Raw genomic sequence first — 13,536 nt, 5'->3', positions numbered from 1 at the left:
GCTCACGCATTGGGTGAGCCGATTTTTTCCAGGGCAACAATTTGTGAGCGATTGAGGGTAATTTTATAGCGCTGGGCCTGAGCCTCGTGGTTATCATCACGCGTCACGAGTACCACATTGATTTGATAACGCCTTTCAACGGCATGCTTGCGGATTTTTTTACCACTGTACTCGTATACTCGCCCTTCCCCTTTACGTAAGTAGCGCACCATCGGCGCCATGCTAATGTTGATGCTTTGGTGCAAGGCATCGTAGCCTGGCATAAAGGTGTTCACGGGCACATCACACTCAAAGCGCATATACATCCATTGCGCTGCCTGCTTATTTTGCTGTCGACGCTTAGAGAAGATAGCCGCTATCTCTTTGGGGATCCGCGTTGGTTTTATATATTCCAACCAGACCTTTTGTTTCGCCACTTTCACTTTCGTAGTGGAGTTATAAAAAGACTGTAACCATTTAGCACGGCCCATAATAATACGACGCCAAATAATACGCGTGATGTCTTCTTTAAAGATCTCCCTGAGCCCGTAAATGGTGCCTAATAAAGCGACTAAACCAATAGTTACCTGAGTGAAGTTGGTCCGTGCAGTCAGCACCAGTAACATGACAAAGGCCATCATAATCGCGGTGACTGAGCCTTTAACCATTCGTCTTAATAAGGTGTTTAAGTTTCGCGTTTCTCGTCTGAGTACCACCCCATGCTCGATTAAACGTTGCAACAAATGCATTTTATTCGCTAGCCGATTGGGGTCATCCACAGTGGATACAGAGTTATAACGTTTTTGTTCGCGGTAGCCGTTTTCTGCCTCACAAAACTGAAGTAATTGCTTGCGCTCAACAGCATGCTCACTGCTTTTCGGTCCCTTATCAAGAAGCTTTAAAATCACTTGCTCAGCGTGCCAACTAAGAAAGTTATCGGCATTGTAAAAAAACGACAACAGCTTTTCTTCTTTGGGCTTATACCGCCGTAAACGCTTTAGCAGCCGTTCAGTTTCTTGTTGCATGGCTTGAACACGAATAAAAAATGCATCCGGCTCCTTTATGGCCAACGCTTCATTAACATCGGTATCTAACGCCAACCTTACCTGATAACAATACAAGTTGAGGTTCTGCCGATAGTCTTGCTCATCGCCTCGGTTTTTACTTATAAAACGACTGCGCACCAAAGGCAAGTGGATGCCACTAGCGTTATAAGCCATGCGCGTTTTTACATGGTTATGATAAAAGCTTTCTTCACTTAAAGTATTAGGATTGATCCCCATTTCATTGGGAATGCAAAGATACAACTCCACGAGCGAATGAGACTTTGGCAACAGTGATTGACTGATTTGCAGCCTGAGGCCTTCATCTTGTTTGAAGCTAATATGATGATGCAAAGTAGCCGCACCTAGGTTGCTGAATTCAACTTAGTTATACCATTGTTTAGACACATAAAAAATGCCCATCAGCAAGCTGATGGGCATTTTATCACTCGTAACTTAGCGCAATTTAGAACTTAACGTTCACACCTGCGAAGAAGCGACGACCTAGTACATCATAAGTGTACGGGTCAGTGTTTGAGTCATTGTTACCTGTGTAGTACGGTGGCTGCTTATCAAACAAGTTGTTCACACCACCAGTCAAAGTAACCATGTCAGAAACGATGTATGAACCACTTAAGTCATGATAAGTCACGCTTGGCGTAGTTGGTGCATAACAAGCTGCTGGATTTTCCAAACATTTTTTGGTTTGGCTATCCATACCGTTAATGTAACGAGCTTGATACTGCACATCCCAGTTATCGCCAGCAATGTTTAGAGTAAAGTTAGACTTCAACTCTGCAAAACCACCGTCGCCTGATGTAATTAAGCCAGCATAGTCAGTGGTTTTTCCGTCTACTTCAACAACATACTCATCAAGAACTGTTGTGTCTAAGCTTGTGCGCCAGTTAAGACCTGCTGCTTCAAACGTGTACGCTAGGTTAATATCGTAGCCAGATGTTTGCTCTGAACCGATATTTTGTAGCTTGTTATTGAATTTAACACGGCCAGTTGAGTCCATAGTAACGTTGGCTGACTGACAAAGTGCGCTATTCGCGTTTTTAGTTGTTGCAAGACACTGTTGAAGGATGGTCTCTGAGCTCACGCTAGCAATCGCATTTTCGATTTCGATATCGTAGTAATCGAAAGTCATTGAGAAGCCCTCGAACCAGCTTGGCTCGTATACTAGGCCTGCAGTTAGCGTATCAGCTTCTTCAGGAGTCAAGTCTTGGTTACCACCTACAGTGACTTCAGCCTGTTCTTGCGCTCCTGAGAAGTTAATCTGCTCGAAGGACGGAGAGTCGCCAGAGTATAGCTCGTCAACCGTTGGCGCACGGAATGCTGTTGAAACAACACTACGTAGCATTAGCTCTTCGTTAACTTTCCAAGTAAGACCTAGTTTCCATGTTTCATCGCTACCAAACGTGCTGTAGTCAAACGCACGGATTGCTGCGCTTAGGTCAACCATTTCAGCAAAAGGCACGTCTGCAAGAAGTGGTAGAGCGAATTCTACATACGCTTCGTTTACATCAAAGCCACCTGAAGTAGGTTCAACTGCTGGATCGTTAGCCAGACCCTGAGCTGTTAGTGAATCAGGTGTGTACCACGCTTTTTCCTGACGACGCTCAACACCTGCAGCAAATGCTGAGTAACCCGCTGGCATTTCGAACATTTCGCCAGATACAGACGCAGACAAGATGAATAGTTGGCTACCACCGTTGTTTACTTCGGTGTAAATATTTTTGCGGAAATCTTCAGAAGTCCATGCAGCCTGATCAAGCGGGTTAAATGTACCTTCAACTTGACCTTCGTCATTTGTAAACATGATGCTGTCAGTAAGTGAACCTACGTTGTGTAGGTTGCTTAGCTTATCAACTGAGTCGTTACGACCAAAGTTAGCTGATACATCCCATGCGTAATCGCCAATGAAACCTTCCGCACCAATTACTGCGCGAACTGTGTCTACAGACTGTTCGAAGAAACGTGCACCAGTATCGCTCATACGGCGGCCGTAAGAGATAGTGTCACCGTATTGGTAATTTGTTTCTTGAGTTACATAGTTACCATCAGCATCTTTATCTAGGTAACCGTCACCATCAAGGTCTACACGCTTGTCATAGCTTTGGCTTAGCAATGCATCGCCCATCGCCTCTGTGTAGTCAAAGTCAAACCAAACTGGCTGAGGCGCCATTTGTTGCTCTGACCAACGCTTGGTGTAGGTGAACTCACTGAATAGGCGAGTGTCATCAGTTAGGTCATAAGTAGCGATACCAGTTAGGTTTAAACGCTCCATTGGCGTGTAAAGGTAGCTAGCTGGTGAGTAGTTGTAAGCATCTTCTTTGCCGTAACGATGATATTCACTGCCACGACCAGTTACACCATTGTCGTCGATAAGTGAAACTTCAATGTCTTCACCTTCAGCGTCAACAGTTTTACCTTTTTCACCATTGCCGTTCCAAATGTGACCGCCTTCGTTGTACGAAGAACCTGTGCAATATAAGCCATTTTCACCTTCAGCAAGAGGACAGGTAGAGAAATCACGATCGCCTTGAGATGCTTCACCACGATCTGTGTATTGCATGCCGATTACAACGTTACCACGGTCAAAAGAGCTACCTAGTGTAATGTCGAATGAGCTTTCTTCTGCATCACCTTCACCGCTCATCGCAGTGTTAAGGTTCATGTCTAGACCTTCGAAGTTGTCTTTAAGGATGATGTTAACGACACCCGCTACCGCGTCAGTACCGTATACTGCAGATGCGCCATCTTTCAGTACTTCAACTGATTTAATCATTGATACTGGGATAGTGTTAAGGTCAACAGTTGACGCTGCACCAGTACCAGAGTTAATCATACGACGACCATTTACAAGTACTAGCGTACGCTGAGAACCAAGACCACGTAGGTCGATACGCGCGTTACCGCCTGAACCATTATTGATACCTGGGTTGGTCATGGCACCGCCGGTCGCAGTCATTTTTTGCAAAACGCTGTCGATGCTGGTTGCGCCCATCGCTTTGATGTCATCGGCGCCAATCAATGTGACTGGGCTAGCAGTTTCCATGTCGGCACGCTTGATGCGTGAGCCGGTCACTTGAATTTTTTCAATTGCTTCAGCTGAAGAATCTGCCGCAATTGCTTGAACACTTGAGAACATAGGCAGTGCCGCAGCAACGGCTAGCCCTAGTTGTGTCTTTTTCATATTAAACCCTACTTGTTGAATTTTTACCCATATCGGGCCGATAGCAGTTCATTTTTATATGAAGGTACTGCATAACGAGACGCAACTTAGGACTATTTAAATGAACGATAACTGAATGAAAGATTTAATTTTAACCCACCCAAGCTATAGGTATATAGATACATTACCCATGTAAAGAAATGTTATAAATGTATCAACCCACAAACCAGCAAAAGCAGGCAACCCACCCCACTTTCATACACTTATTTGACTAATGAAACTATGTGTACGCATTTTGTAATTCAATGTAACCGACAGTAATTGTTTTAACTTAAATGATTATTTACAACCTATACACACAAACTTATTACCCCATTCAAAAACCTCCACTATTTTTTATAAGCGCACAGCGATCGCAATCAACGTGAGAATGATGCAAACACTTAACTTGAATGAATTTAATACAGGTTTGGATGATTTTTTATGCATATCACTTCACAGACACACATATATTCGCTGCGCAATAAAGACTTGTCGAACCAAATTACCGACACCGAGTGAGCCAGTGCCTTCGCCTTTTAATATGCTGGGGTCGAGTTAATATGCTGGGGTCGAGATAAATTGGAAGTGATGAGTTTGCGGTTGAGTGTTTTGTGCAGTTTTAACAACAAGTTGCCACCGCATTGTTGGTTCACTGCAACTCCCTACTTGAGTGCTTGCAACCCAATTGCCCGCGTCCACTTTGTTGAACAAAACCGGGATACGTCCCATGTACATGCCTACACCCTCTAGGTGCGCTTTAATTACTTGAGTGTGCTCAGGCAGTGTTAGTTTTATCGCGAACGGGTTCTCAGGGTGAACCTGTTCAGTGCTCAAGGCAAAGGTAATGTCTTGATGTGTTTGCTGCTGATACTCGCAACAACTGGTATTCGTACTGAGATTTTCTATACTTGTCGTCGAGTCGCTGTCACAACCGGCGATAAGCAGTAATGTGCAGATCAGCACGCCAACACCAGAGCAAAGGGGGTGGCCGCTTGGGCGGTATTTTTTTTCACGCTCAAAGCGTGGTGAAGTAATCGATTCTGTCACTGTATTACGTACTTGTAGCTAACACATTATTCGGCTGATGCTTTATTACACCAGAAGTCAGTTAAATTTTCCCCAACTTCTTGGGATAATTTGATTGAAGTCATTATTTTAGCCATTTGCGCTATCTTTTTAAGGTCAAAAATTTTATCATTTCGGCCGAAAATAATAAGCGTGTTTCGAGTGTGTTTTCTGAAATGCTCAAAGTGTTGAGGGTTTTAGATAGCGGGCTTGGAGCACAATCAGTAGGGCCTATTCGCATAGAATAGGTAATTCATTTCTAATCGCATAATAATGCAGCGGAAACCTGACAATGAGCCAAACAGTAGCATCACAAACTGAGTACAACTATAAAGTTGTTCGCCAATTCGCTATTATGACAGTGATTTGGGGCATCGTTGGCATGAGTGTCGGTGTTCTGATTGCCGCCCAGCTTGCCTGGCCAGCGTTGAACTTCGATACCCCATGGCTAACTTACTCTCGACTTCGTCCGTTACATACGAACGCAGTTATCTTCGCTTTCGGCACCAGTGCCCTTTTTGCAACGTCTTACTACGTTGTGCAACGCACCTGCCAAACCCGTCTTTTCTCCGACAAACTCGCGGCCTTCACGTTCTGGGGCTGGCAACTTGTCATCGTACTTGCAGCAATTACCCTACCTATGGGTATTACTAGCTCAAAAGAGTACGCTGAGCTTGAGTGGCCAATTGATATTCTGATTGCCGTCGTGTGGGTCTCGTATGCCGTGGTGTTCTTCGGCACGCTAATCAAGCGTAAGGTGTCACACATTTACGTGGCAAACTGGTTCTATGCTGGTTTCATTATCACGGTCGCCGTTTTACACATTGTTAACAGCATGGCCGTGCCTGTCTCGCTAACCAAGTCATACTCCATTTATGCCGGTGCGGTTGATGCCATGGTGCAATGGTGGTATGGCCACAACGCAGTAGGTTTCCTACTGACAGCGGGCTTCCTTGGAATGATGTACTACTTCGTTCCTAAACAAGCGGGGCGTCCTGTGTACTCTTACCGTTTATCGGTTGTACACTTCTGGGCACTTGTGTCTCTATACATTTGGGCTGGTCCTCACCACCTACACTACACTGCTCTGCCAGACTGGACACAGTCGCTAGGTATGGTGATGTCGGTGATCTTATTCGTACCTTCATGGGGCGGCATGATCAACGGTATCATGACCCTATCAGGCGCGTGGCACAAATTGCGCACTGACCCAGTACTGCGTTTCTTGGTGGTATCACTGTCATTCTACGGCATGTCGACTTTCGAAGGCCCGATGATGGCTATCAAATCAGTAAACGCCCTATCTCACTACACTGACTGGACCGTAGGTCACGTACACTCTGGTGCGCTTGGTTGGGTAGCGATGATTTCTATTGGTGCAATCTATCACCTAATCCCGGCATTGTTCGGCCATGGTCGTATGTACAGCATCAAGCTGGTTAACACGCATTTCTGGCTACACACTGTGGGCGTTGTACTTTACATCGTGGCAATGTGGATTTCAGGTGTAATGCAGGGTCTAATGTGGCGAGCAGTGAACGAAGACGGCACCTTAATGTACAGCTTCGTACAATCACTAGAAGCGTCTTATCCCTTCTACATCATGCGTTTCCTAGGCGGTGTATTCATCGTAACGGGTATGTTGGTTATGGCTTATAACTGTTATCGCACCATTGCTGCCAAAAAAGGCGCAATCGCTGACGATACACAGGCACAACCAGCTTAAGGGGTAGATGATGAGCAATAAAAACTCTAGCAACAAACACGAAATTGTTGAAAAGAACGTCGGCCTGATGGCCATCCTAACGGTGTTCGCGATTAGCTTTGGTGCACTTGTGGAAATCACCCCGCTGATGTTCCAAAAAGACACCACTGAGCCTGTAGATGGGCTACGCCCACTCACAGCGCTTGAGCTTGAAGGCCGTGATATCTATGTTCGTGAAGGTTGTTACAACTGTCACTCACAGATGATCCGTCCTTTCCGTGACGAGGTAGAGCGCTATGGTCACTACTCGGTGGCTGGTGAGTCGGTATGGGATCACCCTTTCCAATGGGGCTCAAAACGTACCGGTCCTGACCTTGCACGTGTAGGCGAGCGCTACTCTGACGATTGGCACTACGCCCACCTTATGGACCCACGCGCAGTGGTTCCAGAGTCAAACATGCCAGCTTTTCCTTGGTTGGATGAAAACGTACTTGATGGCGAGTTAACGGCTAAGAAAATGGAAGTATTCCAGGATTTTGGCGTGCCTTATACGGATGAAGACATTCAAGGCGCCAAAGAAGCGGTGCAAGGCAAAACCGAAATGGAAGCCTTAATCGCCTACTTGCAGCAACTTGGCACACACTTGAAGTAATTATTATGGATTACGGCACGTTCAGAGGCATTTTAACTCTGGTAATAATGGTACTTTTTATCGTGATTGTGTTGTGGGCATTCAGTAAGCGCAGTAAGAAGCGCTTCGACGACGCAGCCAACTCGGTGTTTGAAGACGAAAAGAAACACCAAAACACAATCACACATGAGGAAAAGGAGTCTGAGAAATGACTAGCTTTTGGAGTATTTGGGTCATCGTGTTAACAGTGGCCTGTCTAGCTCTCATTTTTGCTCTACTAGTTTGGAACTTGAAAAACTACGTGGGTGTAAAAGAGGGTGAAAGTTGTGGCCACGAATTTGATGGCATTGAAGAGGTGAATAACCCACTACCAAAATGGTGGACATACATGTTCTTCGCCACCTTTATTTGGGCAGTGTTTTACCTTGCTGCTTACCCTGGTTTAGGTAACTTTGAAGGCCTATTTAAGTGGAAAAGCTCGAACCAAGGCATTACGTCTTTAGAAGAGTCAAAGCAAGCCGTCAGTGAAGCCGAAGAAAATGGCTACCGTATTCAGCTTGACGATGAAATTCGTGCCGCTGAAAAACGCTATGGCCCAATCTTTGAGTCTTTTGCCAAGCGTGATGTACTTGACTTAGCAGCAGATGAAAAGGCGTTAGAAATTGGTCAACGTTTGTTCTTACAAAACTGCGCGCAATGTCACGGCTCTGATGCTCGTGGCGGTGACGGCTTCCCTAATCTGACCGATAATGATTGGTTATATGGTGGCTCGCCAGATAAAATTAAAGAAACGTTACTGCACGGTCGTGTAGCAGCCATGCCAAGCTGGGAAGCTGCATTGGGTGACCAAGGTATCAAAGAGATGACCGCCTATGTACTTAGCCTTTCCGGACGTACAGTTAACCAAAAAGACGCTGAAGCCGGTGCCGCTAAGTTCGCTATGTGTGCTGCCTGTCACGGTGCTGATGGTAAAGGCTCTGTTGCTCACAACCTACCGTTTGGGGCGCCTAACCTCACCGATAACATTTGGTTGTATGGTAGTGGCTCTAAACGTTCAGTAGAAGAGACGCTACGTAACGGTCGCGCCGGTGTTATGCCCGCTTGGAAAGAAATTCTTGGCGAGGACAAAGTTCACCTGTTAACGGCATACGTATACAGCCTGTCTCAGGAAAAATAATCGCTTAGATTAATTGAAATCAAAAAAGCCTCCTAATTTGGAGGCTTTTTTTTGGGAATTTTTGTTCTAATACCGTAAAATAGCAGCCACTATTCGGCAATATGAAGTGCGTTATGAAAGCAGTGTCTCCCCCTTGGTATAAGCAGTTTTGGCCTTGGTTTCTGTTGTTTTTCCCACTAGTGACAATAATAGCCTGCATCGGTCTTATCACCTTCGCTGTTGGCAACGGCCCTGATATGGTAGTGGATGATTATTACAAAAAAGGCAAGGCCATCAACCTCGAGCTGAGCAAGTTTAATAAAGCCAAAGCGCTCTACTTACACGGCGACCTTGATATTGACCAAGAGCGTGTGGTGTTCCGCTTTACCAAAGGCGACGCGTCAAAAGTTGCAGCGCTCAATATCGGCCTGTATCACCGCACCATTGAAGAAAAAGATATTCGTTTTAGGCTCACGCAAAATGCCCGTGGTGAATTCACAGCGCTATTAGACTCCCCTATCCCACAGGGCGCTTACACTGTGTTTATTACTCCTTTTGATGACAGCTGGAAGCTAAAAGAAAATATTCAGCTGCCCTTGAACGGCACCGTAAAAGTTGACCCTGAGTATAAGTAAATGAGCGCAAAGACGTGTTTTCACTGTCTTGAGCCAGTTCCGGCTGGCTTTAATGAATCGGTCACCATTCAAGGTCATGCGCAGCCCATGTGTTGTATTGGCTGTAAAGCTGTCGCCCAGACCATCGTTGACCAAGGCATGACCGATTATTATAAGTATCGCACAGAGTCTGCCGGTAAAGTCGAACAGCTCGTGCCAGAGCAACTTGCACTTATAAAAAGCTACGACCAAGAAAGTATTCAGCAAGAGTTTGTGGCTCATCAAGGCGACGATAAGGAGGTGCTGCTCAGTGTCGAAGGGATCAGTTGTGCTGCCTGCGCTTGGCTTATTGAAAGGCAGTTGCTCGCCCATCAGGGCGTAAAACGTGTTGATGTTAATACCTCCACTCATCGCGCTATGGTGGTGTGGAACGACGAACAGGTCAAGCTCAGCACCTTGATCACCAGTCTCGCTGAGATCGGTTATAAGAGTTACCCTTTTCAAGCTGATAGTGAAGCGGCACAAAAACAGGCAACGGCCAAGAGCTTTATCCGTCGCCTTGGCGTCGCGGGCCTGATGACCATGCAGGTGATGATGTTCGCCTTTGCCATGTACTTTGGCATGTTCTCAGGCATGGAGGAGAACTTCGAGCAATACTTCCGTTGGATCAGTTTAACCCTTGCTACGCCCGTTATTTTTTACTCTGCACTGCCCTTTTTAACCAATGCCATCAGTGGTCTTCGCGCTAAACAACTGAATATGGATGTCCCTGTATCCTTGGCGATATTTGGTGCCTATTTTGCCAGCTGCTATGCCACACTGACGGAGCAAGGCGAAGTGTATTTCGAATCCATTTGTATGTTTACCTTCTTGCTGTTACTGGGTAAATATTTAGAGTTTCGCGCCCGCCTTAAAGCCAGTGAATTTACCGCTAACTTGCAAAAATTACTGCCCCTAACAGCGCGTAAAGTAGAGAATAATGAAGAGCATATAACCAGTGCCAAACTCCTCTCTCTAGGTGATATCGTACGCGTCAAAGCCGGCGAAACCATTGCCGCTGACGGCGTGGTGATTGCGGGGCATTCCAGTGTTGATGAGTCAATGATGACCGGCGAGCACCACCCTGTGACTAAGCGCGTAGGCGACCAAGTCCATGCTGGCACTCTCAACCATGACGGCGTATTGACGATAGAGATCAACAAAGTGGGCCAAAACACCTTGGTCAACCAAATCATCAGACTGCAACACTCAGCATTAAGCCAACGCCCGCGCATTGCCCAAGTAACCGACAAGGTTGCCCAGTGGTTTGTTGCCTGCTTACTCGTTTTTGCCTCGATTACCGCAGTAGCTTGGTACAGTATTGCTCCCGAGCACGCCTTTTGGATCACCATTGCGGTGTTGGTTGCAACTTGCCCATGTGCACTGAGTTTGGCTATCCCCACCGCACTAACATGTGCCGTGGCCAACCTCACCAAGCGCGGGGTGTTAATCAAACAGTCTCATGTGTTAGAGACAGCCACCAAGCTCACCAAGGTGGGCTTTGATAAAACGGGCACCCTGACGTTAGGGCGCTTTGTTATTGACCACACGGAAATACTAGATAACGCCTACGACGAGCAACAAGCACATGCATTGGCCAGCGCTTTAGAAGCGTATTCCGAGCACCCCATAGCCAAAGCGTTTACCGAGAGTGCGAGTGCTGCTGCCCAACAAGTCATCACCGATGCTCAAGTACACACAGGTTATGGAGTGGCTGGTATTTGGCAAGGTCAGCGTGTGCACATTGGTAAAGCAAGCTGGTTTGCAGGCCCGCAACCTAAAAACGCGCAGGCGGTGTTATATGTAAATGAATCCGCCGTGGCCGCATTCTTTTTACAAGATAAAGTAAGAGAATATGCACAAGAGCTGCAACAGGAGTTAAAACAACAAGGCATTGAGCGCGTGATGCTCACTGGCGACCCCTCCGATAAAGGTGCCCAATTAAGCCAACAACTACAATTAGATGCATGTCACAGTGCGCTGCTGCCACAAGACAAATTAGCTCTGATGCAATCGTGGCATAATCAGGGAGATATCTGTGCCATGGTTGGCGATGGCGTCAATGACAGTCCGGTATTTAACGCCGCACATTTATCGATTGCGATGGATAGCGGCGCCGATATTTCGAAAAACACCGCCGATGTGGTATTGTTAAACAGTGATTTACGTTCGGTGTCTAAGCTTATCACCATTGCCAAAAAAACACGCCGAATTGTTCGTCAAAACTTGGCACTGTCGCTGTGTTATAACGGCGCTATCTTACCTTTGGCAGCGATGGGCCTCGTGGCGCCGTGGATGGCGGTCATAGGTATGTCTGCCAGCTCCATTATTGTTATTACCAACTCGTTGCGACTATTACGCCTATGAGCATTATTTATGTGTTAATCCCTATCGCTATTTTGTTCGTGATTATTGCCATCGGCATTTTCTTTTGGGCAGTCAAAAGCGAGCAATTTTCCGATTTAGATAAACAAGGCCACAGCATTCTCTTTGAGGACGACAAAGAAGAGCACGACAAGAGCAATGAGCGAGATTAACTTTATCGCTGCTTTACTTATGGGCCTTGCCGGCAGCGGCCACTGCGTTGCTATGTGTGGCGGTATCGCCGGTAGTTTTCAATTGGCCAGTAAGGACCTCAATGCCGTCGGTGCAGCCAGTGCTTACAACATAGGTCGGCTATTTAGCTATACCCTAGCGGGTGCGCTTGTAGGAGGGCTAAGTGCTGCCTTTGCCAAGCAGAGTAACACCCTCAGCCAAGTATTAAGCTTATTCAGCGCAGTCTTTATGGTATTGGTTGGCCTGTACGTGATGCGGCTATTTAATGCCCTTGGCCCCGTTGAAAAAGCCGGACAATGGGCTTTGTGGCGCCATATCGTAAAATTAAACCGCTACCTAATGCCAATTAATACCTATCCCAAGGCCCTGGGTTATGGTGCACTTTGGGGGTGGCTGCCATGTGGTTTAGTTTACAGCGCGCTAACTTGGGCTATAACCAGCCAAAGCGCGATTAATGGCGCACTATTTATGTTATGCTTTGCGCTTGGGACACTTCCTGCCATGTTGGCATTAGGATTAGGCGCCCAATTTATAAAGCGTGGCCTCAATCACCCATGGGTGCGCCTAGCACTTGGTAATCTATTACTTTGGTATGGGTTGTATAGCCTTATTGTTGCAAGCCAACCTCTACTGACGTAGATTTAACACAAACATTCAGTTCACCTTGGATAGTAAAATGGACGTAAAACCAACCCTTTCAGGTAAATACGCAGGTAAGTCAAACTGTGCCATTAGTTGCACAAACTGCTCTATTTCCCAACTGTGTCTGCCGTATAGCCTCAATGGCGATGAAATGGATCGTCTCGACGATATCATTGAGCGCAAAAAACCGCTGCACAAGGGGGATTTCCTGTTTGAATCTGGAGACGAACTGAAGTCCATTTTTGCCGTGCGCAGTGGCTCGTTTAAGTCCTTTACTCTATCAGAGCAAGGTGAGGAACAAATCACCGGATTCCACCTGGCGGGCGACTTAGTTGGTTTTGATGGTATTCAAACCATGAAACATCAAAGCTTCGCCCAAGCCCTAGAAACATCTATGGTGTGTGAGATCCCCTTCGCTACGCTCGACGAATTAGCAGGGAAGTTACCGAAGCTGCGCCAGCAGATCATGCGCTTAATGAGTAACGAAATTAACTACGACCAAGAGATGTTATTGCTGCTAAACAAAAAAACGGCTGAGCAGCGCCTGGCCTCTTTCTTGTTCACCTTATCACGCCGCTTCAGCGAGCGTGGTTTCTCAGCTAGAGAGTTTCGTCTCACTATGACGCGCGGTGAAATTGGTAATTACCTAGGCCTAACAGTTGAGACCATCAGCCGCTTATTAAGCCGCTTCCAAAAAGGGGGATTCATCCGTGTGGACGGTAAGTTCATCACCATTGAAGATCATGAAACCCTGGCCCACACGGCTGCGATAAGTTTGCCAAGCGATTGATCTAACTCAAACTCACAGACTGCGCCCCCTTTTCAATTGCGTTAATTGCGTTACACTGAAATGGTGTATATTACAATTCGCTTGGTAATGCAGGAG

The 13,536-nt window shown here is 46.4% G+C and carries 12 protein-coding genes; 9 read left to right on the top strand and 3 right to left on the bottom strand.

The features are described 5' to 3' along the window. Positions 1-2 precede the first annotated feature (2 nt). The 3 genes from EXT46_RS02035 to EXT46_RS02025 form a co-directional block, all read right to left on the bottom strand. The gene (locus tag EXT46_RS02035) at positions 3-1,376 is read right to left on the bottom strand and encodes a hypothetical protein (protein WP_240701072.1); all 1,374 of its coding nucleotides are present in this window, start codon (positions 1,374-1,376) and stop codon (positions 3-5) included. Positions 1,377-1,488: 112 nt separating this feature from the next. Then, entirely contained in the window at positions 1,489-4,221 is a 2,733-nt protein-coding gene (locus EXT46_RS02030; RefSeq protein ID WP_130144914.1) for a TonB-dependent receptor, read from the bottom strand. Between the two features lie 576 nt (positions 4,222-4,797). Further along, on the bottom strand, positions 4,798-5,289 hold the full coding sequence (locus EXT46_RS02025; RefSeq protein ID WP_130144912.1) for a hypothetical protein: 492 nt from the start codon (positions 5,287-5,289) through the stop codon (positions 4,798-4,800). A gap of 310 nt (positions 5,290-5,599) precedes the next feature. Here EXT46_RS02025 and ccoN point away from each other — a divergent pair, with 310 nt between their 5' ends. The 9 genes from ccoN (at position 5,600) to EXT46_RS01980 (ending at position 13,440) form a co-directional block, all read left to right on the top strand. Then, positions 5,600-7,033, top strand: coding sequence for a cytochrome-c oxidase, cbb3-type subunit I (ccoN, locus tag EXT46_RS02020; protein WP_022943666.1), 1,434 nt, complete (start codon positions 5,600-5,602; stop codon positions 7,031-7,033). Between the two features lie 10 nt (positions 7,034-7,043). After that, a complete protein-coding gene (gene ccoO / locus EXT46_RS02015) occupies positions 7,044-7,664 on the top strand; it encodes a cytochrome-c oxidase, cbb3-type subunit II (RefSeq protein ID WP_022943665.1) in 621 nt (206 codons plus the stop codon). 5 nt (positions 7,665-7,669) lie between these two features. Beyond that, on the top strand, positions 7,670-7,855 hold the full coding sequence (locus EXT46_RS02010; protein WP_045978669.1) for a CcoQ/FixQ family Cbb3-type cytochrome c oxidase assembly chaperone: 186 nt from the start codon (positions 7,670-7,672) through the stop codon (positions 7,853-7,855). Then, positions 7,852-8,820, top strand: a complete 969-nt coding sequence (ccoP, locus tag EXT46_RS02005; RefSeq protein WP_022943663.1) for a cytochrome-c oxidase, cbb3-type subunit III — start codon at positions 7,852-7,854, stop codon at positions 8,818-8,820. Before EXT46_RS02010 ends, ccoP begins: the two co-directional genes overlap by 4 nt. Before the next feature lie 122 nt (positions 8,821-8,942). Further along, a complete protein-coding gene (locus tag EXT46_RS02000) occupies positions 8,943-9,434 on the top strand; it encodes a FixH family protein (protein ID WP_026110935.1) in 492 nt (163 codons plus the stop codon). Then, positions 9,435-11,819 (top strand): heavy metal translocating P-type ATPase, encoded by a 2,385-nt coding sequence (locus EXT46_RS01995; protein WP_130144910.1) that lies wholly within the window; start codon positions 9,435-9,437, stop codon positions 11,817-11,819. After that, positions 11,816-11,989 carry a cbb3-type cytochrome oxidase assembly protein CcoS gene (gene ccoS, locus EXT46_RS01990; protein WP_022943660.1) on the top strand — a complete coding sequence of 58 codons (174 nt, stop codon included), beginning with the start codon at positions 11,816-11,818 and terminating at the stop codon, positions 11,987-11,989. The genes EXT46_RS01995 and ccoS overlap by 4 nt, the downstream gene beginning before the upstream one ends. Next, entirely contained in the window at positions 11,976-12,647 is a 672-nt protein-coding gene (locus tag EXT46_RS01985) for a sulfite exporter TauE/SafE family protein (RefSeq protein WP_022943659.1), read from the top strand. The genes ccoS and EXT46_RS01985 overlap by 14 nt, the downstream gene beginning before the upstream one ends. Positions 12,648-12,684: 37 nt before the next feature. Beyond that, positions 12,685-13,440 (top strand): FNR family transcription factor, encoded by a 756-nt coding sequence (locus tag EXT46_RS01980; RefSeq protein ID WP_022943658.1) that lies wholly within the window; start codon positions 12,685-12,687, stop codon positions 13,438-13,440. Positions 13,441-13,536 lie beyond the last annotated feature (96 nt).

The sequence above is a fragment of the Pseudoalteromonas sp. CO325X genome (genome assembly GCF_004208955.1).
Lineage (GTDB): Bacteria > Pseudomonadota > Gammaproteobacteria > Enterobacterales > Alteromonadaceae > Pseudoalteromonas > Pseudoalteromonas ruthenica.
This window is presented reverse-complemented; position numbering and strand designations above follow the sequence as displayed.

What these genes read in the sequence shown, in the direction of transcription:
- EXT46_RS02030 (WP_130144914.1), bottom strand. Translation starts at nt 4,221, where the DNA reads ATGAAAAAGACACAACTAGGGCTAGCCGTTGCTGCGGCACTGCCTATG.
- ccoN (WP_022943666.1), top strand. Translation starts at nt 5,600, where the DNA reads ATGAGCCAAACAGTAGCATCACAAACTGAGTACAACTATAAAGTTGTT.
- ccoO (WP_022943665.1), top strand. Translation starts at nt 7,044, where the DNA reads ATGAGCAATAAAAACTCTAGCAACAAACACGAAATTGTTGAAAAGAAC.
- EXT46_RS02010 (WP_045978669.1), top strand. Translation starts at nt 7,670, where the DNA reads ATGGATTACGGCACGTTCAGAGGCATTTTAACTCTGGTAATAATGGTA.
- ccoP (WP_022943663.1), top strand. Translation starts at nt 7,852, where the DNA reads ATGACTAGCTTTTGGAGTATTTGGGTCATCGTGTTAACAGTGGCCTGT.
- EXT46_RS01995 (WP_130144910.1), top strand. Translation starts at nt 9,435, where the DNA reads ATGAGCGCAAAGACGTGTTTTCACTGTCTTGAGCCAGTTCCGGCTGGC.
- ccoS (WP_022943660.1), top strand. Translation starts at nt 11,816, where the DNA reads ATGAGCATTATTTATGTGTTAATCCCTATCGCTATTTTGTTCGTGATT.
- EXT46_RS01985 (WP_022943659.1), top strand. Translation starts at nt 11,976, where the DNA reads ATGAGCGAGATTAACTTTATCGCTGCTTTACTTATGGGCCTTGCCGGC.
- EXT46_RS01980 (WP_022943658.1), top strand. Translation starts at nt 12,685, where the DNA reads ATGGACGTAAAACCAACCCTTTCAGGTAAATACGCAGGTAAGTCAAAC.